This window comes from Leptospiraceae bacterium, assembly GCA_016708435.1.
Taxonomy (GTDB): Bacteria; Spirochaetota; Leptospiria; order Leptospirales; family Leptospiraceae; genus UBA2033.
In genome coordinates this window covers 152,720-175,803 of the sequence record JADJFV010000034.1, presented here as the reverse complement: position 1 = coordinate 175,803, position 23,084 = coordinate 152,720, and the positions used below count along the sequence as shown (strand labels likewise).

General features: G+C 38.1%; 19 protein-coding genes. 12 read left to right on the top strand and 7 right to left on the bottom strand.

Going from position 1 to position 23,084, the window contains the following annotated elements; all coding sequences use genetic code 11:
• Positions 1-129 precede the first annotated feature (129 nt).
• Positions 130-1,824 (bottom strand): S8 family serine peptidase, encoded by a 1,695-nt coding sequence (locus IPH52_23545; GenBank protein ID MBK7057969.1) that lies wholly within the window; start codon positions 1,822-1,824, stop codon positions 130-132.
• Positions 1,825-2,058: 234 nt separating this feature from the next.
• Between IPH52_23545 and IPH52_23540 the strand changes: the two genes are divergently transcribed.
• The 4 genes from IPH52_23540 (at position 2,059) to IPH52_23525 (ending at position 5,292) form a co-directional block, all read left to right on the top strand.
• Complete coding sequence (locus IPH52_23540) at positions 2,059-3,348, top strand: citrate synthase (GenBank protein ID MBK7057968.1); 1,290 nt, start codon at positions 2,059-2,061, stop codon at positions 3,346-3,348.
• A 162-nt stretch (positions 3,349-3,510) separates the two neighbouring features.
• On the top strand, positions 3,511-4,203 hold the full coding sequence (locus IPH52_23535; protein ID MBK7057967.1) for a hypothetical protein: 693 nt from the start codon (positions 3,511-3,513) through the stop codon (positions 4,201-4,203).
• The gene (locus tag IPH52_23530; protein ID MBK7057966.1) at positions 4,200-4,775 is read left to right on the top strand and encodes a methyltransferase; all 576 of its coding nucleotides are present in this window, start codon (positions 4,200-4,202) and stop codon (positions 4,773-4,775) included. Before IPH52_23535 ends, IPH52_23530 begins: the two co-directional genes overlap by 4 nt.
• The gene (locus tag IPH52_23525; protein MBK7057965.1) at positions 4,759-5,292 is read left to right on the top strand and encodes a pseudouridine synthase; all 534 of its coding nucleotides are present in this window, start codon (positions 4,759-4,761) and stop codon (positions 5,290-5,292) included. Before IPH52_23530 ends, IPH52_23525 begins: the two co-directional genes overlap by 17 nt.
• 86 nt (positions 5,293-5,378) lie before the next feature.
• Here IPH52_23525 and IPH52_23520 read toward each other — a convergent pair whose 3' ends face one another.
• Positions 5,379-5,990: a DUF1564 family protein gene (locus IPH52_23520; GenBank protein MBK7057964.1), complete on the bottom strand. Its 612-nt coding sequence runs from the start codon at positions 5,988-5,990 to the stop codon at positions 5,379-5,381.
• Positions 5,991-6,496: 506 nt separating this feature from the next.
• Between IPH52_23520 and uvrA the strand changes: the two genes are divergently transcribed.
• On the top strand, positions 6,497-9,316 hold the full coding sequence (gene uvrA, locus IPH52_23515) for an excinuclease ABC subunit UvrA (GenBank protein MBK7057963.1): 2,820 nt from the start codon (positions 6,497-6,499) through the stop codon (positions 9,314-9,316).
• 291 nt (positions 9,317-9,607) lie between these two features.
• On the opposite strand, the gene IPH52_23510 is transcribed toward uvrA, so the two are convergent.
• Positions 9,608-10,411 carry a DUF3108 domain-containing protein gene (locus IPH52_23510; protein MBK7057962.1) on the bottom strand — a complete coding sequence of 268 codons (804 nt, stop codon included), beginning with the start codon at positions 10,409-10,411 and terminating at the stop codon, positions 9,608-9,610.
• A gap of 338 nt (positions 10,412-10,749) precedes the next feature.
• Here IPH52_23510 and IPH52_23505 point away from each other — a divergent pair, with 338 nt between their 5' ends.
• The gene (locus IPH52_23505) at positions 10,750-11,574 is read left to right on the top strand and encodes a hypothetical protein (GenBank protein MBK7057961.1); all 825 of its coding nucleotides are present in this window, start codon (positions 10,750-10,752) and stop codon (positions 11,572-11,574) included.
• Positions 11,575-11,791: 217 nt separating this feature from the next.
• Here the strand turns inward: IPH52_23505 and IPH52_23500 are convergent, their stop codons facing one another.
• From IPH52_23500 to IPH52_23485, 4 genes are all read right to left on the bottom strand, one after another.
• A complete protein-coding gene (locus tag IPH52_23500) occupies positions 11,792-11,884 on the bottom strand; it encodes a hypothetical protein (GenBank protein ID MBK7057960.1) in 93 nt (30 codons plus the stop codon).
• A complete protein-coding gene (locus tag IPH52_23495) occupies positions 11,875-12,042 on the bottom strand; it encodes an IS110 family transposase (protein MBK7057959.1) in 168 nt (55 codons plus the stop codon). The genes IPH52_23500 and IPH52_23495 overlap by 10 nt, the downstream gene beginning before the upstream one ends.
• A gap of 1,009 nt (positions 12,043-13,051) precedes the next feature.
• A complete protein-coding gene (locus tag IPH52_23490) occupies positions 13,052-14,407 on the bottom strand; it encodes a DUF2330 domain-containing protein (protein MBK7057958.1) in 1,356 nt (451 codons plus the stop codon).
• Between the two features lie 151 nt (positions 14,408-14,558).
• Positions 14,559-15,848, bottom strand: coding sequence for a SpoIIE family protein phosphatase (locus IPH52_23485; protein MBK7057957.1), 1,290 nt, complete (start codon positions 15,846-15,848; stop codon positions 14,559-14,561).
• Between the two features lie 203 nt (positions 15,849-16,051).
• Here IPH52_23485 and ispG point away from each other — a divergent pair, with 203 nt between their 5' ends.
• From ispG to IPH52_23455, 6 genes are all read left to right on the top strand, one after another.
• Positions 16,052-18,082: a (E)-4-hydroxy-3-methylbut-2-enyl-diphosphate synthase gene (ispG, locus tag IPH52_23480; protein MBK7057956.1), complete on the top strand. Its 2,031-nt coding sequence runs from the start codon at positions 16,052-16,054 to the stop codon at positions 18,080-18,082.
• Positions 18,079-19,368 (top strand): hypothetical protein, encoded by a 1,290-nt coding sequence (locus tag IPH52_23475; protein MBK7057955.1) that lies wholly within the window; start codon positions 18,079-18,081, stop codon positions 19,366-19,368. The genes ispG and IPH52_23475 overlap by 4 nt, the downstream gene beginning before the upstream one ends.
• Positions 19,369-19,510: 142 nt before the next feature.
• Entirely contained in the window at positions 19,511-20,056 is a 546-nt protein-coding gene (locus tag IPH52_23470; protein MBK7057954.1) for a putative Ig domain-containing protein, read from the top strand.
• Positions 20,057-20,261: 205 nt separating this feature from the next.
• The gene (locus IPH52_23465; GenBank protein ID MBK7057953.1) at positions 20,262-21,503 is read left to right on the top strand and encodes a hypothetical protein; all 1,242 of its coding nucleotides are present in this window, start codon (positions 20,262-20,264) and stop codon (positions 21,501-21,503) included.
• 45 nt (positions 21,504-21,548) lie between these two features.
• Positions 21,549-22,313 (top strand): polyphosphate kinase, encoded by a 765-nt coding sequence (locus IPH52_23460; protein ID MBK7057952.1) that lies wholly within the window; start codon positions 21,549-21,551, stop codon positions 22,311-22,313.
• Positions 22,313-23,053: a UDP-galactose-lipid carrier transferase gene (locus IPH52_23455; GenBank protein MBK7057951.1), complete on the top strand. Its 741-nt coding sequence runs from the start codon at positions 22,313-22,315 to the stop codon at positions 23,051-23,053. The genes IPH52_23460 and IPH52_23455 overlap by 1 nt, the downstream gene beginning before the upstream one ends.
• Positions 23,054-23,084 lie beyond the last annotated feature (31 nt).

Here is a 23,084-nt window from a genome sequence, read left to right as displayed (position 1 = left end):
TGTTGGGGTTTACACCTAACGGTGGGTTCGCTGCCGCGGGCTAGATTTTTTATTGATTTATTTGATTTTTCTAATATTCTTGATTTCCTAAAATAAATCCATACTTTTATTTTCTTACATGGTGAGTTATCAATTTGCTCTTCCGTAAAATTTAATTCTCCAACTGTAGAAGATTCCACCATTACTACGACCGGTAGAATCTCCTGTTCCAATTCTTCTGTCGGCAACGCGTAATGTCCATTGTCCTACAGGACTTTCTCCAAGATGCCTGGCTGATCCGAATACCCAACCAGAATAATTTCCACATGAACCTAGTTGGGTGGTTGATGATGGCATAGTATTTGCGCCGGAGGAACAGACATGAGCTTCGGCAAGAGTGCTTGAACTTCCAGAAGGAGAAGTAAGCACAACTTCTAAATCGGAAGCGTCTGCACTTGCCGTAGTAAGAGTCAGTTCAACAAATTCAATTTTAGTGATTGGAGTATTACTAGAAGTAACCGTTAGTGAGCTAGAGGCGCCAGCGGCTAATGTGGTGTTATTGCTAAAAGGAGAATTCGTTGTAATTGTTCCTGAATCGAAGGTAAGCTGGCTGCCCACATTCGTCCAGGTCTTAGCCAGAGTAACTGCACGGCTAATATCAATTACCCCAAAACCATATTTATGGCTGATATTATAATTAGTGCCGGGACTTGAAATTTTAGAGCCAAAATTTGTTAACCAATCAGAGTCAGTGGGATCATTTTTTCTTGCCGATTCAGCAAGAATTAATTTAACATCTCTCCACCCAAGATTTGGATTAGCTTTGATAATAAGAGCAGAGGCAGCAGTAGCCATGGGAGCCGAGCCAGATGTTCCATTAAAGATTTTACTATAATTTGGATTTGATAATTGTCTACTCTGAGAATAGCCAGAAGCAAGAAAATCACCCGATAGCGGATTATAACCATTTACCCCCGAAATATCAGTTGTCCAAATTCCATCCTGAGTTGTGGAGTAAGTGGTTTTTTGCGAGTAACCGCAAACCCAGAGGTTGGCTCCTTTTTCAGAGTAATAGACTCTCTTTCCATTATCCATTACACCGCAGATAGCTACCACTCCGTAATAATTTGCTTGCCCATCCTGATTGGAATTGTCGGTTTCAAGACCACCAAAGGTTGTCGCATTATTCGCATTTGCCCCATTTCCGGCAGCCCAAAAATAGAGAGTGCCTTTCCCTCCTCTTCCTGTGGTTAAACCAGTATTAACCCCATCTAGCCAAATAGAAGAAGCGGCGGCAGTCTTTCCAGTTCCATCCGTGGCGCCCCAGCTATTATTAGAAGTAGCAACGTCCGTGACATTGTATGTCATTGCAGAGCCCTGGTTTGCATCTGTTGCATTGACTAAAACATTATACCCTACAAGACAAGCACGGGGTGCAATGCCAGCGACACCTAATCCATTCTTATCGCGAGCAGCAATTACACCACCAACTGCAGTTCCATGGGAGGCTTCGACGCTGTAAGGATCTGAAATAGAATCGGCAAATCCATAGTAACCGGAACCATAATTGTAACTAGCTCCTTGAATGACATTGGCGATTAAATCTTCATGATAAATATCGAGTCCGTCATCAACGACTGCAACGCGAATTCCTTCTCCTCGATTCGTTGACCAGAGACTTCCCAAATTCAAATCTTCTCCCGAATTATTCAAATGCCATTCGGATGTAAAAAGTGGATCATCAGCAGTATCAGAAGAAAAATTTGTGGTGTTACAATTATTCGATTGTCCCTGTGGAGCTCGGACATTAGATAATAGAACTGCACCTACTAGTAATTGTTGCAAATTGTTAGTTTTATTATTCTTGCAATGCAAAGGAAGAAGGAGGGACGCAATAAGGAAAAAAATTAAGAAAAACTTGGATGATTGCATGGCTATAACTCTGGCAAAAGGAAAACTAAAATGTAAACCATTTAATTCACTTAATATCTAGGTTTGAAAAATTTTGTTTTACTAATTTTCCACTAGAATTTTATATCTACTTGAATTCTAAATTTTCTAAAAAGGACGAAGACAAAAATGGCAGAAAAGGCAATTCTCAAGATTGGCGACAAAGAATACGAATTACCCGTAATTGAAGGGTCAGAAAAAGAAAAAGCAATTGATATAACAAAACTAAGAGGACAAAGTGGGTATGTTACCATAGACAGTGGTTACCTGAATACGGGAGCATGCACAAGCGCGATTACTTTTTTGGATGGGGAACTCGGAATATTGCGCTATAGAGGAATTCCAATTGAGCAACTCGCTGAAAAATCTACATTTACAGAGGTAGCTCATTTATTAATCTATGGGAAATTACCAAGCCACAATGAACTCCAAGTTTGGAATCAATCTCTCACAAAACATACGCTGATACACGAAGATTTAAAACGATTGTTCAGTGGATTTCCGAAAGACGCACATCCAATGGCGATCATGTCTTGTATGATTGCATCTCTATCTACGTATTACCAGGATTCCTATGATCCTGAAAATCCACAACACAGAGAAATTTCTATTCGCAGACTACTAGCAAAATTTCCAACGATCGCAGCTTTCTCTTACAAAAAATCTATCGGTCAGCCAGCAGTTCATCCAAAAAACTCCCTAGACTATTGTGGAAACTTTTTGAACATGATGTTCTCTGTTCCAGCAGAAGATTATTCAATCGACCCTGAAATTGTAAAGGCTCTCAATTTACTTTTAATTCTTCACGCTGACCATGAACAAAATTGTTCGACATCGACAGTTCGCCTTGTTGGCTCTAGCTTGGCAAATATCTATGCAGCAATTTCTTCCGGTATCTGCGCTCTATGGGGACCAAGACATGGTGGGGCAAATCAAGAAGTGCTTGAGATGCTAACTGAAATCAAGCAAAGTGGAATGTCTGTAAAAGAAGTTGTAACAAAAGCAAAAGATAAAAATTCAACTTTCCGACTCAGCGGATTTGGACATAGAGTTTACAAGAACTTTGACCCGAGAGCAAAGATTATCAAAAAAGCATGTGATAATGTTCTGTTAAAAATGGGAATCAAAGATCCACTTCTAGACATTGCAAAAGAATTGGAAGAAGCTGCCCTCAATGATCCGTATTTCGTAGAGAGAAAACTTTACCCGAACGTTGACTTTTACAGTGGAATTATTTACCGAGCTCTCGGAATTCCTGTGAACATGTTTACTGTAATGTTTGCTATGGGACGTTTACCTGGTTGGGTCGCACAGTGGAAAGAAATGATCGAAGCTCCAGATATGAAAATCGGACGCCCACGCCAAATCTACACAGGTCCAACAGAAACTTCTTACGAAGACGCTAAGAAAAAAGCTTAGGGGCGAATCAGCATTTGGCGCGTAGTAATGAATCAGTATTAACCGCATAAAAATGCTGACCGCGCTGTCCGTGGCTAATCGGTCGCCGTGTCTTTAGGACCGGCGACTCCCCACTACCATCGCTTTCGCGGTGTTTTAAGTTTAAATCAAACAAATCAATCATTGAAAAAATTAATCCCTATTAACCTCACAAATGCCACTGCGATGCTAGTTCTAAGTGGACACCCCTGGATATTTCGAAATAAATTTTCCCGTTACGAGAAAAATCTACAAGATGGAGATTGGGTGTTACTCCTGGGAGTTGGAAACAAGGAGCTAGGAGTCGGGATTTACGCAAAGACAGGACTCATTGCAGTTCGGATATTTTACTTTGGAGAGAATTTTACTCTCGAAATACTTAGACAAAAGATTATGAAGCGGATAGAAAAAAGACTCCCGCTACTTGAATATACAAATAGTTTACGTTGGGTTCACGGGGAAAATGACAATTTGCCCGGAGTGACGATTGATGGACATGGGGAATGTCTTGTAGTCATGTTTTATTCTACATCGCTTGCTTCGTTTGCCAGATATATTAGTAGATTCGTATATTCGAAACTTCTAATACAAGCACAGGTAAAACTAAAACCCAGAATTATGATTCTTGCAAGTCCAAATAGAAAGGGCTTTGAATCAAAAGATTCCGGTTATAGACTCCTGAGAGGAACAAAGCCAGAAAGAGTCGAGATTCTATATCGAAATATACAATATTTCATTGATCCATTTGGACAAAAGTCGGGAATGTACAATGACATACGAAATTTGAGAGACTATATAATAAAAGATAAGGCTCTTTTCTTGAACAAAAAGTCCTGAATCTTTTTTCATCTAACGGGCTACTTTCTATTTGCCTCGAAAAGGCAGGCGCCAATTCAATTGTTTCCATAGAAGATAGTCGAAAAGCAATCGCAGTTCATATATCCAATTTAAATTTGCCTGAGCCTGAAATAGATGTGAAAGACTCAGCTGAGAAGAATGCCAATGATTTTAAAATTGGAAAGCATTTAATCTTCAAAGCAGATATATTTAAACAACTAAAATCGATATTAGAAAAAACTAAATTAAAATTTGATGTAATCATCATCGATCCACCCAGTCTGACAGCTAGCGACAAAGACAAAGTAACCGCAAGGCAGATTTACAAAAGACTCATTGCAGAGTCAATGCAGCATCTACAAGAAAAAGGAACGCTAATTCTATGTTCCTGTTCCAATCGAATTCACCCAAATGACTTCGAAAAGATCTGCAAAGAAGCGATTACAGAATCCGGTAGAAAAGTAAAAAATCCTATCCGATTACAAAATGAAATTGATCACCCTATCATAACAACCTTTCCCGAAGGTAACTACTTCAAAGCCCATATATACCATGATCTATCTCGCTTTTAATAAACCATTTCAAGTATTGTCCCAATTTAAACCGTTAGACGAAAAGAAAACACTAGCGGATTATATCCATTTGCCCGAAAAGCCAAGAGCAGTCGGGAGATTGGATTATGATAGCGAGGGACTACTCTTATTATCCGACGATATTCGCTATATCCAGAAAATGACTGACCCAGAGGAAAAAATCGAAAAAGAATATCTAGTTCAAGTGGAAGGGATTCCTAAGGATGAAGACTTGTCTAAATTTAAAATGGGAATTCGAACTCAAACTGAAATTTATAAACCTGCAAAAGCAATGCTTGTCGTTGAACCAGAATTTTTACGGGAAAGAAATCCACCCATTCGAAAGAGGTTAAATATTCCTACTTCGTGGCTAAGCATTATTATCCGGGAAGGAAAAAATAGGCAAGTGAGAAAAATGACGGCAGCGATTGGATTTCCTACTCTTCGTCTAATTCGAATTCGTGTTGGTGAAGTTGCGCTTGGAGGTTTGATGCCGGGTGAGTTTAAGAGAATTTAGTGAAAAATGAAAAGTGTATAGCTTCGCCTATCGGTTAGATTGGGGGTAATGGTGATTTTGCGCTTTATTGATATTATGTTTGTTTTTTAGTTATATATACTCTCTTGATATCTAAAAACTCTCCGAAAAAAGAACTTTTTCTGCTCTAAGCGTATCTCTCCGTTGAAATCAAGATTGGGTAAACTTGGAATTCCAGCTTTTACTAGAAATTCAGAAACGGTTTTCGCAAAATCGAGAGAGTCGGCTTTTAGTAAGTATACGAAAATGGCGGACATAGAAACACCATGGCTACACCTAAGAAGTTGAAGCTCTCCCCAATCCGATCCCCACGGACGAATCCCGACTTTCAGTAATTCTTGATCCTTTTCCTGATATTTAGTCGTCACATTCGAATAGTTCGGGATGAGCCCATTCACTATATGAATATCGTATTTTCGAAGCAGATAATGCAAATATAACTTAAAGCCTTTATACTTCTTTAATTTCTTTTTTAAGGCTTCGGAATATATTTCGGGAATCATGAGAGAAGAGCTAACTTCTATTAGACGCGCATTCGGCTCAGTAGAAATATTTTCCTGATTGCTAAAAGTTTTACCGTCTCTAAAAATTCCTTTCTTATTCACTGTTTCTTCTTCTTTCAATAATTTCAATTTTTCATCGACTCTTTTCAAAACTTCTTCTAACTTATCTTCTTTCATATTTATTTCTCCCTACTATAATTAGGTTTGAAACTGAAAAAATGTGCAGAAAAAAATTAAAAAAAATTTGTTATTTAACCAGAGTTAGCCTGAGCCTTTGTAAAAAGCAAAGAAAATATTTTTCGAAGAGCAAACAGAGAGTATTGATTTTATTGATTCTTTTCTCAGTGCTCTATTTGAAAAATTCATGTTTTTACACAGTCTCTGTTACCTCTATCACTCTGATCGAAGAAGCCACAGGCTCTAAAAAATACTTCTATTTCTATGCGATAGTGATTGAGCCGTTGTCAATTTCTTTCGTAGAATTCTAAAACGTTTGAAAGAAATTGACAGGAGGCGAAAGCGCGGTCGGAAGCGAACCATTACACTCATCGCTTTCACTGAAGTAAAAATCCGGTTTGCTTACGAATCGCCCAAACCTTTATTCCATAAAATCCTATTAAAGCAAAAATAAGGCCTTCGGTTTTTTTTATCGACTCTAACCATTTATGGAAAATTCTGTATCTATGGCAGATTCATTTATTAAAATTCGCGGCGCAAGAGAGCATAATTTAAAAAATCTTAACGTAGACATTCCTAGAGACAAATTAGTAGTAATCACAGGTCTCTCCGGTTCAGGCAAATCGTCCTTAGCCTTTGACACGATTTATGCCGAGGGACAGCGTCGTTATGTTGAATCTCTTTCGAGCTATGCAAGGCAATTCTTAGGGCAAATGGAAAAGCCAGATCTCGACTTAATAGAAGGCTTAAGCCCGGCAATTTCTATCGAGCAAAAGACTACTCACCGTAATCCGCGCTCTACAGTTGGAACAGTTACGGAAATTTACGATTATCTGCGACTACTCTACGCGAGACTTGGTAAGCCACATTGCCCGGAATGTGATGCTGAAATTTCTTCTCGTTCAGTAGATCAAATCGTCGAACAAGTGGAAAATTTTCCCGAAGGCACAAAAATCCAAATCATCGCCCCCATCATTCGCGAACAAAAAGGAGAACACAAAGACGTTCTCGAAAAAATTAAAAAAGACGGCTTCAATCGAGTTCGAATCAACAAAGAAATTAAAACCTTAGACGAAGACATCGTATTGAAAAAAACTTTCAAGTCAACCATTGAAATTGTTGTCGATAGACTTGTCATGAAAAAAGGATTAGGCTCAAGACTCGCCGACTCAATCGAAACAGCTCTCAAACAATCCGAAGGAACTCTCATCATCGAAGACGGGAAAAAAGATCACACCTTCTCTCAAAAACTTGCCTGCCCAAATGGACATGCGATCACAATGCCCGAACTCAGTCCGCGGATATTCTCTTTTAACTCCCCGCAAGGTGCTTGTCAAACTTGTGATGGTCTCGGCGCGCTATTAGAATTTGACGAGGAGCTAATCGTAAATGACCCCGCGCTCTCTCTCATGGAAGGATGCTTAGAAGTTTGGGGAAAAACGCAGGGCTACTGGTATATAGCCACTGTTCATTCACTTGCCAAAAGTTTAAAATTTGATTACAACACTCCCTGGGAAAAATTATCCAAGCAGATAAGGAAAGTTATCCTCTACGGAGACAAATCCATCAAGATCGACTACGATTTTCGAAAAGAAGATTCACATTTTGAATTTTCAAGAGAATACGAAGGAGTAATCCCTAACTTACATCGCCGTTACAAAGAAACCAAATCAGACTCCATGCGTCAATGGTTTGAAACCTTTATGACAAATCTCCCCTGCCCTGCCTGCAAAGGAAAACGACTAAAAGCAGAAAGTCTCTCTGTGAAACTTCATGGTTTAACCATTGACAAATTCACAGAAATGTCCGTCGAGCGTGGATTAGCGTTTACTTCTAGTTTGTCAGTCAAAGGCTCAGAAGAAATTATCGCCACTCCAATTCTTAAAGAAATCAATCAGCGCCTAACGTTTCTTCGCGATGTTGGTCTTGGATATCTCACACTTGATAGAAGTGCTGGCACTCTTTCCGGTGGAGAAGCACAGCGAATTCGTCTCGCAACGCAAATCGGTTCTAAGCTTATGGGGGTTCTCTACATCTTAGATGAGCCTTCTATTGGTTTACACCAACGGGATAACACCAAATTAATCAACACATTAAAAGATTTGCGTAACCTCGGAAATACTGTTATTGTAATCGAGCACGATGAAGAGACAATGCTTGAATCCGATTATATTTTGGATATGGGTCCGGGTGCCGGCGTTCATGGTGGGGAGATAGTAGCCAAAGGCACACCCAAAGAAATCATGAAAGATAAAAATTCTGTCACCGGAAGATATCTTTCCGGTAAAGAATCCATTCCCATGCAAAAAGAAAGACGTGCGGGTAATGGCAATCAACTCAAGATAATCGATGCCTATCATAACAACCTAAAACATGTAACCGTCGAATTACCACTTGGAATGCTAACTGTAATCACCGGTGTCTCAGGCTCCGGCAAATCAACATTAATCAATGAAATTTTATACAACGAACTCGCACACAAAATCAATAAAACAAAAGTAGTCGCAGGCAAACACAAAAAAATAGAAGGCATTCAATTCTTAGATAAAGTAATCAATATCGACCAGTCTGCCATTGGTCGAACTCCCCGCTCCAATCCAGCGACATACACAGGATTATTCACTCCCATTCGGGAATTATTCGCAAACCTCGAAGATGCAAAGCTTCGCGGCTATAGCCCGGGACGCTTTTCGTTTAACGTTTCTGGTGGACGATGTGAAACTTGCCAGGGCGATGGAATTCTAAAAATCGAAATGCATTTTCTTCCTGACGTTTACGTTACCTGTGATGTGTGCAAAGGCAAGCGGTATAACAAAGAAACCCTCGAAGTCAAATTCAAAGGAAAAAATATCTACGAAGTCTTGGAAATGACAATCGAGGAAGGCTCTGTTTTTTTTGAAAACATCCCTATCGTCAAACGGAAATTAGATACTCTTAAAGAAGTAGGCTTAGATTATATCAAGCTCGGTCAAGCGGCAACTACCTTTTCTGGCGGCGAAGCACAGCGAATTAAACTCGCAACTGAACTTTCTAAACGCCCTACCGGCAAAACGTTGTATATCTTAGACGAGCCAACTACGGGCTTACATTTCGACGATGTAAAAAAACTCATGAGCGTATTACAGTCATTAGTCGACCGGGGAAATTCGATGGTCGTAATCGAGCATAACTTGGACGTAATCAAATGCGCAGACTACATCGTTGATATGGGACCCGAAGGTGGCGACGGTGGTGGCGAAGTAATTGCCACAGGCACACCAGAACAAATCGCGAAGGTTGCAAAGTCTTACACTGGCCAGTATTTGAAGAAGATGTTCGCAAAATGATTATTTGCCACAGAGACACGGAGACACAGAGAAAGAAGCTTTTAAACGGTCACCTCGAACATACGAAGATGAAAGACGCGACTACTGCTGTGATGTTCGTGAGAGGTCTATTTTGCTTAATACTATTGTTCTAAGAAGAATGGATTTCTCCATCTCTTCATTAGCATAGTCACAAATCCAACCGAATAGCGATGTTCGAAATGACTGTATATTTCTTAACTTCACAGCATTATACAGCGACTGTTCAAAGCCGATTCGAAGCATAACAATATTCTTCTCACTCTCTGTGTCTCAGTAACTCGGTGGCAAAACTTCTTTCAATATCACAGTCACATGACCAGCTAGCGGCAAATCGGCAGTAATCTTAATAGGCATTCTTTTTTCATCATTGGAAATCCAAATGTAAATATTTCCTTTCGATCGAAAAATTCCTGTCGTTTTAATAAATGGCTGAACAACCACAGTATTAATTTCTTTTTCAACTCCGTTAATAGTTACTTCTAGTTTTTCTTCTCTTAGAATTTGGATCTTCATTTCTGTAAGTTTTAAATCATCAAAGAGAGCTATTGAAAATGATTTTCCAATTTCTACTTCTGATTTGTATTCTCTTTGAAAATAAATCGCTGAAAGAATATCTTGAAATTCATTCGGCAAATTTGCGAAGTCCCCTTCTTTCTCCACCCACTTTGCCCCATCACGCTTAACGCCCGCCTTATCTGTATTACCCGAATATTGATTTTGTTCCCAGTGGGCTGTTTTCTTATTTAAGTCAAACAACACAGAATGATTTCGCTTATAAAATCCTTCGTGTAATTTCTTTTCGCTGTAAACAGGAAGTTTCCTTTGCACATTCCAAATGCTTTTAATCCGATCATCCACTTTAAAGAAGCGGTTAATCCAGGGTGTCCCCACAGCGTTCGTTTCAAACACCAAACACTCTTCTCCGTTTACTACCGTTTTGCCGCTCACCGACATCGTAGAATATCCAACGGTCATCTTCCAGAGATTGATTTCGTATTTTAAAACTTCACCGACGGTGAATGCTTGTGCATGTAGGGAGAGGGAGAAGAAGAGTAGAATTTTAAATAGTTTCATAAGTAAAAATGTTTACTGTGAATCGGAATCTCAGTTTCTAAAGTAATTGTTTTTCCTTTAATATTTCAAGTTGCTTTATACCATTTCTCAAAAAGAATTGCACCTTACCACTTCTAATAAGCCGAAATGGTCTATACTGATTCACTTTTCTATAAAAGTTTGCGCAACGATTAAATAGAATCAGTATATAGTCCATGTAATGAGATTCTAAAACAATCTTAAATAAATCAACACAATAAAAACTTTTTAAAATAGACTAGAAACAAATTTTCTTCTAGTATTTTCTGTAGATATTTTAGAAATTTTTTTTAAGCTAACCAATTTATAGGAAATTCAAAATGCATTTACAACTAAGAACAATTTGCTTCCTTTCAATTTTTATTTTCCTTCTCGATTGCACCGCAAAAGATGTAAGACTTGCTGATCCAGCAACACCTGAAGAAAGCGCCAAACAAGGAGTAGTCGCATTTGGGATTTATAGAGTTTTTAAAGGATCTGATCTTCTTAAAAAGCTTACCTTTGAACAACGAGCAGCCCGTAATTTTTTAAATATTGTAGAAGTAACGTCTGTCAATGATGTTGATCGAACAGCTAGCTTTTCGAATAAGCTAGTTATCAATGAGGAGAATGATTCTTCCCAGACAAGGAAAGTTAACTTAAATCTATTTTATAGAGTTTTAATACCTGATTCAAATAAAAAATATGCGATTGAAAGTCTGACATATATAGATTCTTGCGGAAAGAATTGTATTAAAACCATAACTTGTCCTTTTGATATTTATGAGAGTTTTAAAAAATTTCCAATACAAATAACATCAACAAATATTCAATTCCTCGGAATTCAACAAATGGATTTTAAGAAAGCATCTGAAAATGAAATTGGTTGTTATCAGCACAATAAAGAAATAAGAAAAGGGGGATTTAAACCTATCTTTATTCCAGGTGAAGATTCTATTAAAAGGAATGTTCTAAGTTATTTAGCCGAATCCTATTATTTTGCCCAACAAGTAGAACCCAAATACGCAGAAATAAAATTCCTCCGCGACTTTATCAATAACCAAAAAGAAGGAGATTGGAAGATTAAAGCAGAAGAGCGATTAGCCGCTCTCGGGTATAAATACGAAAAAGGATTTGTGATTGAGGTGGAGGCTAAGAAAAAATAACTACTATCCCGTTACCCCCAAAATTTTCTGTTGGGGGTCTCAAGATGTTGAGATTCCCGACAGAAAATTTCGGGAATGAACTGTGATAAAAAAGTCAAGAAAAACATACTTTTTTATCATCATACAGTTCGCCTTTTTTTACGATTGTGAAAGCAATCTTTACTAGTTTGTTCGCGACAGCCATTAAGGCAAACCATTCGATGCTTACCATTCTCTATTAGTCTTTTAAACATTTCCTACACGATTTATTACATTTGATAGCAGCCATAGAGCACATATACAATAGTTGCCGCGTGGAACTCATACCCATTTTAGATAATGAACTTTTCCCTTTACACTTGTTCCCGATTCAGAAATACGAGGGCATAATCCAACGTATGCGGATAACTGCTTGTAATTCGTAAAGTTTTCGAAATTCGAAGTGATTGCTATTAATTCAATAGCGGATAACTTTCCTATGCCGGGAATACTTACTAAACTTTCAAAGACTTACTTGCTTTTCTTTTACTACCTCTTGCATATTTTTTCTAATTCATCAATCTGCTTTTGCAAATTCGCAATTGTTTCTCGATAAATTTAATTGAAGTCTTATCAGGACGCACTCGCTTTCATGCATGAATTGATTTTTAAATCGAACTACAGTTTCTTTAAGTTGACTTAGAACTGCTCTACGTTGACGCTATCGTCAATGTAATCTGGAGTAGGTTTTTCAGGCTCCGGAGACATCTTCAAGCCATACTCTGCAATCATCTCCGTCTGACGCATCTGTCTTCGTTCTTCTCAATGTCATCTTAGAAAAATATTTTGTCTGTAAGGGGTTAACAACAGAAACCTCAAACCAGATTCCATGATTCTTTTGGTTAGCAGTGTTGAATAAGAGCCCGTTGCCTCTAATACACTTCTATCATCTTGTTTTAACTTTTGATAAACTTTTCACACCTTCTTCATTATTTACAAACTGGACGACTTTGTAATTTGAATTAGAAGAAGGAAACGCTACGTCAAAAGTACCTTTGCCACATCAATCCCAATGTATCTCATCGTTATCACCTCTATTAAAATTTTTCTTGTAAAAATTTCGTCCTTTGAATAACGGAAATTACCCAAAAGACGGCTTAGCAGGAGAGAAAAAATTAGACTCTATCATCACGCATACAGGCTCGAAGCCTACTGAACTGTCCAGAGTTTTAATTTAGGGTTGGTGAACCTGCATTCCCGTCGGTCTTTCTGACCAATGACACGGACTCGGTTTATTCTCCTCCCCTCTCTTGTTAAGTTTATTTTTTACTATCTTAAAAAGAAAACCTCTTTTAACATATGATGACAGATTCAACTTTTTTCTCTCTGTGCCTCTGTGGCTAACAAACTTTTACTTCCAAATTTTCTTCCACCGACGAACCACCGTTAGCCATCAGGCGGCAGGTGGTGAGGTCTGCTAGACCGCTCCTTCAGAGCGGGGGGCGGAAAGTTAGCTATTTTACTTCCAAATCTTCTTCCACCATAATTTTTCTTCCTTAGGCTCGTCTTTCAAGTTCATTCTGGATTTGATCTCACCGAGTTCGAGACCGGTTAACATTCTGTAATTCTCAGCGCGCTTTTCTTCTCTGCCTCGAAGCTGGATAAAATATTCCTTTGCCTTGGAGCACTGGTTTGGATTTCCTTTCCATGGATGTTGGATGATATAGCGACCCTGGAAATTTTGTTGATCCTTGGTTTCTTGGAATACTAAATCTTCTGGAAATGTTTCATTGTTATAGCGGATATGAAGACGGGTTACCATAACCTGTGGTGGAGCACCGTTCCAATTTTGTTTCGGCTGATTTTGATTATCCCCAATCCAAAATACGCCTAATTGCTGTAATTCGTTATTAGAAAGTGGCTCTGCCGCGCATGGATCACACCAGGACATATTCCAAAAGTATTCAGTAAACACTACACGATGATTTTCTTTTCTAGCTTGCTCTACGAACATAGATTTATAAAAATTTGCAAAATCTGATTTTACAAATTCAGGAACTTCTAAGTCACTTGGAAGTTTGACTGTGCGGTAATTCGTTGTTTCTACACGACCGTTTTTAGAAAGCATATAGATTAATAAATCTTGCTCTCCTTTTGCGTTTAGCATTCCCAGACGAATTGGAAGCATGAACTTGGGAGACTCGTAAGCAAACTGTAAGGGGCGAAGAAACGTTAGCCCCTGAGCCATGCTCTTTAGATTTACTTTTGCTACGAAGAATTTTAGTTTTTGATTGATATAGGGCTTAAGTGCTTCCTTTGCTCCTTTTGGAATTTTGTATCCGTTTTGGTTAAGCCAGGTTTCAAGTCCGTCTGAATACTTTGCGGATAATATCTGTATATCGTATTCTCCAATTGTGTAAGAAGCTTCTACAGTTACTCCCAAATCTTTTTTACCTCCCGTCGCAGAAGAGGTTGGAACAGTCATCTCTTTTTTTCGAAATACATCCATCATACTTTTTTCTTCTTCATACACATGACAGGGATCGGGATCAAAGTATTCTACAAGTCGAGGAGCGCTGTATGCATCTAAGTGATCAATGATTTTACTGTCTCCCACATGAATCTGATCTTTTTCTAGAATCGTGGGAACAGGAACTACAAGCGCAAAGTCTTTTAACTCTCCCTGATAGTCATTCATCATACTAATCACCGTCTTATCGTCATTATGCACAACAACAACGCGGGACGCTTGATTATAAAGACTTGCATCGGCTTTTGCCACATAGAATCCACAAAAGGCAAGAACTTTGCGAATAGGCATAACGGCTAATAAGAGTATTGCGCTTATTAAAATATATTTAGTAGTAGATTTCATACTTCACCTCGAATAGTTTCAGTTTCTATTTATTATTTTTTTTCTGCAACCTAAAAATAAATGGATAAAGCTTAATCCTTCGTGAACTTCGTGCTCTTCGTGGTTAAAAATTCTTAGCTTAAAAATACCGAGCTAAATAAGGAATCACATATCAGTGATAACGTATTACAACGATTGTCATGTCATCGTGTTGTTCATAATCTCGAGTAAACTCAGAAATATTTTTTAGAATATGATTTAGCATTTCCTTCGATGAATTGACTGAGCCTGAATCTAAGACTTGTTTAAACGACTCAAATCCAAACAGTTCATTTTTAGAATTATTTGCTTCAATGATTCCATCGCTCACTAGAATAATCATATCCCCCTTCTCGATTCCGACTGTCGCTTCTTTGTAACCAAACTGCGAGCCAATTCCCTGCCCGAGTGCGAATCCTTTTGCTGAAATCCATTCTACGTTTCCATTTTTTCTTTTAATATAGGGAGGAATACAAGCGGCATTTACAACCTTAACGAACGCATGATTTGTGTTAACCCCTACTAGTTCAACCATGCAAAGAGCACAGTTTTGTTTTTGTGGTTTTGTAAAGGGAACTAGCAGTTTATCAAGATAAGCCATTCTTTCTGGAAGTTTTAAATTTAGCTTCATCGTATTATCAATATGCGAAATGCAAGTCGCCATAAGAAGAGCGGCTGAGATCCCTTTGCCCGAAACGTCACCGACGGTTACTAGGTGTTTACTGATAAGAGTTCTATCATTTTGCATTCCGTAGTATGTGTAAAAATCTCCACCGACATTTTTGGCTGATTCACTAAAGCATATAACATCTAAGTTCTTCCATTTAGGTGAATCTATCGGCAATAAATTCTTTTGAATTTCTTGCGCTATCAATAATTCTTTTTGAATTGCTTCCTTATCATTAATTGTATTTTTCTTTTTTTGATTTTGTAAGCTTTGCTGTTTGTGAATTGCCTCTTCTATATATTTAACGATTTCAGGAATTTTTACAGGATCTGCGGCAATTCTAAATAAGCCGGTCTCATTTATCTCTCGAATAATAGTTTCGATTTTCCCCTTTGAAATCAAAATCGTTATAGACTCAGGGAATTTTTTCTTGAATTGATTGAAACTTTCCATTGAATTTTCATCTTCTGCTTCTTGCCAAACAATTATATTCGCATCCATTTCTTTCTGATTCAAAGCCTCTCGCGCATCTCCAAAGGAAAGTAGATCAAATGAATTTTTTGCAGTGCATTTACTTAGTTCTTTCTTGATTTGATTTACTAGAACTTTAGTAAGACCGATTAGAATTATACTTGCTTTCATACGAATGCTAATAGAATTTCCAAACTTAAATTCCTGACAAGAATTAAAAAAGCTTCTTTGCCACGGAGGCACAGAGTCACGGAGGAATATGGAATTGTGCCATTTTTTTTTCATGTGCAGCATGTGAAAGAGATCTATTTAAAAAAATCACGTTGTAACTGAATATTATTAACCTGAATAACGAAACCAAACAATATTTTTTGAACAAGACTCTCTAGAAATTTCTCTGCGTCTCTGTGCCTAGTAGCAATCTTATCCTTTTTTTTATTTGAATATTTTTACTTTACGAAAATAGCCATAAGCAAAATGGTAAAACTATGAATTTACGATATAATATTTTCCCATTTAGCTATAAAAGAGTATTAACAAGAGAAGTCAAAGTGGGAGACGTGGGCATTGGGGGGCATAATCCAATTCGAATTCAATCTATGACCACGTCAGATACGCAAGACACAATGTCTTCGGTAAAACAAATTTTGGATTTAACAAATGCTGGATGCGAAATAGTTCGCCTCACTGTGCCTTCCATGGCTGATGCAGAAAATTTAATCAATATAAGAAACGAATTAAAAAAAGTAAATTGTAAAACCCCCCTTGTGGCTGATATTCATTTTACTCCCACAGTCGCGCTCAAAGTGGTAGAGTACGTTGAGAAGGTGCGAATCAATCCGGGCAACTTTGCGGATAAGAAGAAGTTTGCGGTAAGAGAATACACAGACGCAGAATACAAAGAAGAGCTTAGTAGAATTGCAGAAACATTTATCCCACTAGTCAAGCGTTGCAAAGAATTGGGAGTCGCGATGCGTATTGGGACTAATCACGGTTCTCTCTCGGATAGAATTATGAATCGATATGGCGACACGCCTGCCGGGATGTGCGAGTCCGCTTTAGAATTTATTCGAATCGCAGAATCTGAAGGTTACAAAGATATTATTGTTTCTATGAAATCATCAAACCCTATCATTATGGTAGAGGCATACAGATTATTAGTCTCTAAATTTTTAGAGCATGACATCGATTATCCCCTCCACCTGGGAGTAACCGAAGCCGGTAATGGAGCCGATGGAAGAATTAAGTCTTCTATCGGTATCGGATCTCTACTCGAAGATGGAATTGGAGATACTATCCGAGTTTCTCTTACGGAAGATGCAGTGCACGAAATTCCAGTAGCAAAGCGTCTTGTAGAAAAATACAACACTCTATTTAAAAAACAATTAGAACGAGAAAAATCAATTCCCGTGCCGCCAGCAATCACAGTAGCGGATAATACATCTTATTCAGAATTTCGAAATCCATTTCAATACGAACGCTTTTACAGCTCTCCTGTCCCAATTGGAGATTTACGCATTGGCGAAAAATTTCCAATTCGAGTAGAAACAGCCCTTGATATTGACACTACCACCAGTGACAGCTTAGAAAAATTAGTTGAAGATCAATCAAGAATAAATGAAAACGTAAAACACGAAATTTTTTCTTTCCTTTTGCAAAATGAGAAAGAACTCAATAAGCTTTTAATACTTAAAAAAGCTTGCAAAGTAAAAATTCCTTTTTCTGCAAATCTAGGTGAATTCGATAGTCGCATTCTAGAGCACTCTCATTCCCTTTTGCAGTTTGACAAAATTGTATTCAATCCATTTCATTACAATTTTCGTTCTCAAAATTTTATTTTATTTCTAAAGAGTTTTCAAGACAGACAAAAGACCTGTGAGTTTAAAATTTTCGCCGAAGACTTAAGCGTCGTTCCCGATCTTGTAAAAGTCTTGCAGGAGAACCGGCTAACAAACATTATCTTCTCTTTAGAAACGAAAGAAATCTTGCTAGATTATAGAAAGCTTGGTTTTCTTTTACAAAACTCTGAATTTCCAATTTTACTTTTCGGTAAATTCGATAGTCTAGAAGATGCTCTCTACGGTGCGTCAGTCGGCATAGGTGGCGTTTTTGTAGATGGAATTGGAGACGCCTTTCGCCTTGTGGCAGAGAATACAAATCCAAACGAAGTATTGAACCTATGCTTTGATATTTTACAAGCAACTAGACTTCGCACTTCTAAAACAGAATTCATATCCTGTCCTTCTTGCGGTAGAACCCTGTTTGACTTACAGGAGACCACGGCTCGAATCAAAAAAGCAACCGGTCACCTTGTAGGTGTTAAGATTGCCATCATGGGTTGCATTGTAAATGGACCAGGTGAAATGGCAGATGCAGATTTTGGTTATGTAGGAGCAGGTCCGGGTAAGGTTCATCTTTATTACGGCAAAGAGATAATAGCCAAAGGAATTCCAAGTGAACAAGCAGATGAAAAACTAATTGAATTAATAAAAGAAAAAGGTATGTGGAAAGAGCCATGACCCATTTTTTCTTGACGATTGTAATTCTTGGACTCGCCAGTGTAATTACGCAAAGAATTGGAGTTCTAAAAAAATATAGAATCCCTGTTTCTCTTTCCTCTTCTCTTATCGTTCTTTCTTTATTCACAGCAATTCCTGAATGGAAAACTCTTCCTATCTACACCACATGGAAAAGTTGGCCTTCGATTTTCATTGCTTTAATCTTTGCTGCTCTATTTCTAGAGCGAAGCGAAGGCAAACAAATAACATCTGAGTTCAAAGAATCTCTCGGCGAAACCATTTTAGTCTGGATAACCATTGTGGGGCAAATGGTCGTTGGGCTCACACTCTGTCTTTTTTTATTCAAACCTTTTTTTAATTTGCCATTAGCCTTTACCTCAGTTCTAGAAACAGGTTTTGCCGGTGGACATGGAACTGCTGTTGCTATGAATCAAACATTTCTAGACAATGGTCTACCCAATGGACAGGAATATGGACTTTTCAGTGCGACTGTCGGCTTAATTCTTGGCATCGTTGGCGGGATAATCATTATTAAGCGCGAGCGGGGAAGTGGTGTCGTCAAAGAAGAAGAGCATGAAAAATTCAACCTTGATCCAGTTAGAGTTATCATTACTCTAACATTGATCTTTGGTGCCTTTCTACTTGGCTCTCTCATGAAAGACAATATTTTAGTTCTATTGGAAAATATTTCGGATACTTCACCCATTGCAATTTTAAAAAGACTTGTTCCTTCTCTTCCTCTCTTTGTTTACGCGCTTATCGGTGGAGTCTTAGTAAAGACTTTCTTAAAATTAATTCGTCATCAACACTTAATTCACAATGGAATCATAAACCTAGCGTCTAACGTCTTTATGGAATTGCTCATCTTTGCCGGCATTGCAAGTATTGATATGAAAGTGATTTCAGATGCAATCATTCCTCTAGGCATTTTATTTACTGTCGGATTTATTTGGAATGTTTTCTGTCACTATTATATTCGCACTAGACTCATTAAAGACGAATATTCATTCGAACTAAGTCTAATCAACTTTGGAATGGTAAACGGAACCACAGGCATTGGGCTCATGCTTATGAAAATGGTAGACCCCGAATGCAAAACAAAAGCACTCAAAGTCTACGCAGAAGCCGCCCCCTTCACATCCCCCTTCATCGGCGGCGGAGTATTGACATTATCCTTACCTTATATATTGAACATTGTGAATCCTTATTTGGTATTGGGGATATTTATAATTAGCCTCTTGACCCTCTACTTCATCGGGGCGAGAATGAAGAAAAGATATTTATAATACGATTGTATATAATACTTTTTCGATAATATAACTATCGAACTGCTATATTAAATATAACTTTTCTTTCGTAAGAATTTACTTTAGGTTTGACAAAAATGAGAACATTGTATTTATTTGTAAAAAAATATCGGAGATAAAAATGAATCAAATCAAAACCATTTTAGCTTTGTCAGTAATCTTAGGATTCCTGACATGCCAACAAACAGAAAAAAAAGACGATACAACGGCAATCGTTGGATTACTTGCTTTACAAAGCCAATCACGTTCAGCTACACCATCACCAACGCTCACATACAGTGGAGCAAGTTCGGTAACAGCATTAGTATTAAACTCAGCAATGACAACTCTCACTCCAAATACATCAAATTTTACAGCAACTAGTTACAGCGTAAGTCCAGCGTTACCTACTGGAATTACTCTCAATACTACAACTGGTGTAATTTCTGGAACTCCATCAGCTTCTGTATTAACAAGAACTGCATACACAATCACTGCAACAAGTGCTTCTTCAAGTGTAACATTTTCCTTGTCTTTACTAGTTGGTGCTTCTGGAGCATTTAGTTGCGGCTTTCAAGGAACTTCGGGCGGATGCACGAATTCTATTGCCTATACTTGCACTAACGCACCAACTTGTTACAGCACACTTTCTGCATGCCAAGCAGCAACTTCTTGTTTACCTAACTAACATTTTTAAAGACCGAGCTTGCTTTTTCAAGCTCGGTTCACCAACTATAATCTTTGGTTATTTTTCTGTATTGTTACTATTAAAAATAAAAGCTCCCCTCTAATCGAAATAACCTTTACAAACCTTTCTAGATTCTTACAATATACCAAAAATCGAAAATACATCGGTGGTAATCTTTATATCGATTTTCATCAAGGAGAAAACTATGCCGCGCGGAACAGGAAAAGACATTATACTACAAGCATTTCACTGGAATTTAGTTAAGACGAAAGGAACAGGAACGATGGATTGGCGTCACGATTCCTGGTATACGGTTTTAAAAAATATGGCAGACGAAATTGCCGAGATGGGGTTTACAATGGTTTACCTCCCTCCTCCCTGGATTGATGATTCACTCTGGGAGAGTAACGGCAAACACGGTGGTGGCGAAGGATATTTTTGGAGAGATTTCAATCTCAACTCCCGCTACGGAACCAAACAAGAATTAACCGCACTAATTTCAAAACTTCATTCTCTCGGATTAAAAGTCATTGTAGATTTAGTCACAAATCATCGCGATGGAAATAGAATGCAAGAAGATATCTGGGAACATCCCGGAGAACATTGGAGTCTTGGAAGACGAGATACCGGCGGAACATTCATGGACGGCAAATTCGACTTAGCCTTAGACAACAATAAAGTCAACTCACGATTTGTCGCTGCTATGGATGAACTCATGCTAGACTGCGGCGTTGATGGTTGGAGATGGGATTATGTTTGGGGCTACGCAGTAGAAGACGTTGTAGATTGGATTAAGCGAACGAAGGGCGAAGAATACTTTTCTGTTGGCGAATACTGGCAAAGCTCCCCCTATTTAAAAAATGATCCCATGATTCAAAAATATGGAACGAACGAAGCAGACAGAATCATCGGTTGGGCTCGCGATTCAAAAGGATGCGCGTTTGACATTTGCCTCAAGCGAGAAATTCAAACTGCCAATCCAGCCAATTTAAAATTTGGATTAAACCTCAGAAAAAATCCAGACGAAAGATCTTCCATTGTAACTTTCGTGGATAATCATGATATGGGTGCATCGCCTTTTAGTCCTGCCAACGGATGGGGACAGGAATGCTGGCCTTGCCCTCCTCATTTTAAATCCTCTGCCTATGCATTTATTCTCACAACACCCGGCACACCTTGCGTGTATTGGCCTGATTGTTTTGATTGGGGATTCAAAGAAGAAATTAAAAACTTAATCGCACTCAGAAAAAAAGCTGGTATTGTTTCCAAATCAGATTGGGTAGATTTAACACCAAAGTATTCTGGATTTGCTGGAATCATTTTAAATGAGTTTGGACAAGAGTCACTCGCTGTTTCGATTGGATCGCATTTCCAAAATCCAGGAGCCGGTTGGAAACTGGGTTATGAAAAAAAAGGAGAATGGAGTGTTTGGATTCGAGAGAGTTAAAAAATCTCTTTTCAAAAAAAAATCACTATTTTAAATAGTGATTCTATGATGCATTTAAAAGATTTTGAAGATTCTCCTACACTTGAGAAATCAGCCTACGATATTGTAGAAAAAGATTTACAAGAAAGATTATACATACTCTTCAGTGAAGCGAGCAAACAGAAGTTTGCCACTATCCTCATTCTTGAAGGTTGGGCTGGTTCGGGTAAGGGTGATTTGCTCAAGAGTATAACTACAAGACTTGATCCGCGTAGACTTAGAGTTTACTCACTCGAAAACGCGGAAGAAAAAAGCAAGACTCATCATTTTTTATACGACTACTGGAATCGACTTCCCTTATACGGAGAAAATGTTATTTTCGATGGCTCATGGTATTCAAGAGTGAGTTATGAAAAACAAGAAAAGTTAATCAGCAAGAGTGAATACAAAGAAGCCTTCAAGTCCATTTTAAATTTTGAAGAAACAGTTTTAAATGATAGATACATTATCTTAAAATATTTTTTAAATATTTCTGCCAAAGAGCAAAAGAAAAGATTAAAGAAAGCAGCGGACGAAGGGAAAAAGTGGATGGTTTCCGAAAGTGATTGGAAGCAATTCGATAACTATGAAAGTTACGAGCGGCTATTTGATGAATACCTCAACAAAACTGACACTCAGATTTGTCCATGGAACATTGTTTCTGCAAAAAATAAATACTACTGCAGAATCTCTGTAATGGAATCGATCATTCGAATCCTCGAAGAAAAATTAAGAATTGATTCAAGACAAATGCTACAGGTATTAAAATCACAGGAACAACAGGCAATCTAATGAACGATAAACTTAAATTTCAAAGCGTAACATTTTCCGAGACTCTAAACAATAAAGACTACAAAAAGCAAATAGACGAATTGCAGGAGCGAGCTAGGCTCGTATCACATTATAGCTACAAGAAGAAAAGAAGTATTATCCTCGTCTTTGAAGGTTGGGATGCCGCAGGTAAGGGAGGGGCTATTCGTAGATTAACTTCAAGAATTGATCCGCGGCTATACACTGTTAGCTCTATTGCGGCACCTAATGAAGTTGAGCGTAATCACCATTATCTCTGGCGATTCTGGAATAAAATTCCTGCTCATGGAAATATTGGCATTTTCGATAGATCCTGGTATGGAAGAGTTTTAGTCGAGAGAGTAGAAGGATTTACCTCCGAGGAAAATTGGCAAAGAGCTTTCGGAGAAATTGTAAACTTTGAAGATGATCTTTCTGATTCAGGTGCTATCATTATAAAATACTGGCTACATGTCTCTTCTGAAGAACAATTAAAACGATTTAATGCAAGAAAAGACGACCCCTTAAAAAGATGGAAATTGACAGAAGAAGATTGGAGAAATAGAGACAAATGGCCGTTATACGAAGAGGCTGCCGAAGAAGCATTTTCAAAAACGCATAAGCCCAATGCACCCTGGCATATAATTCCGGCTAATGACAAATACTTTGCCAGAACGGAAGTTCTAAGAATTTTCTGTGACCGTATCGAAAATGAGCTAAATATCCCATCCAAATTTTCGTGAAATATTTACTTCTAATCCCACTCCTCCTTTT

What these genes read in the sequence shown, in the direction of transcription:
- uvrA (MBK7057963.1), top strand. Translation starts at nt 6,497, where the DNA reads ATGGCAGATTCATTTATTAAAATTCGCGGCGCAAGAGAGCATAATTTA.
- IPH52_23465 (MBK7057953.1), top strand. Translation starts at nt 20,262, where the DNA reads ATGCCGCGCGGAACAGGAAAAGACATTATACTACAAGCATTTCACTGG.
- IPH52_23520 (MBK7057964.1), bottom strand. Translation starts at nt 5,990, where the DNA reads ATGAAAGAAGATAAGTTAGAAGAAGTTTTGAAAAGAGTCGATGAAAAA.
- IPH52_23460 (MBK7057952.1), top strand. Translation starts at nt 21,549, where the DNA reads ATGATGCATTTAAAAGATTTTGAAGATTCTCCTACACTTGAGAAATCA.
- IPH52_23470 (MBK7057954.1), top strand. Translation starts at nt 19,511, where the DNA reads ATGAATCAAATCAAAACCATTTTAGCTTTGTCAGTAATCTTAGGATTC.
- IPH52_23505 (MBK7057961.1), top strand. Translation starts at nt 10,750, where the DNA reads ATGCATTTACAACTAAGAACAATTTGCTTCCTTTCAATTTTTATTTTC.
- IPH52_23500 (MBK7057960.1), bottom strand. Translation starts at nt 11,884, where the DNA reads ATGGGTATGAGTTCCACGCGGCAACTATTGTATATGTGCTCTATGGCT.
- IPH52_23540 (MBK7057968.1), top strand. Translation starts at nt 2,059, where the DNA reads ATGGCAGAAAAGGCAATTCTCAAGATTGGCGACAAAGAATACGAATTA.
- IPH52_23490 (MBK7057958.1), bottom strand. Translation starts at nt 14,407, where the DNA reads ATGAAATCTACTACTAAATATATTTTAATAAGCGCAATACTCTTATTA.
- IPH52_23475 (MBK7057955.1), top strand. Translation starts at nt 18,079, where the DNA reads ATGACCCATTTTTTCTTGACGATTGTAATTCTTGGACTCGCCAGTGTA.
- IPH52_23455 (MBK7057951.1), top strand. Translation starts at nt 22,313, where the DNA reads ATGAACGATAAACTTAAATTTCAAAGCGTAACATTTTCCGAGACTCTA.
- ispG (MBK7057956.1), top strand. Translation starts at nt 16,052, where the DNA reads ATGAATTTACGATATAATATTTTCCCATTTAGCTATAAAAGAGTATTA.
- IPH52_23485 (MBK7057957.1), bottom strand. Translation starts at nt 15,848, where the DNA reads ATGAAAAAAAAATGGCACAATTCCATATTCCTCCGTGACTCTGTGCCT.
- IPH52_23510 (MBK7057962.1), bottom strand. Translation starts at nt 10,411, where the DNA reads ATGAAACTATTTAAAATTCTACTCTTCTTCTCCCTCTCCCTACATGCA.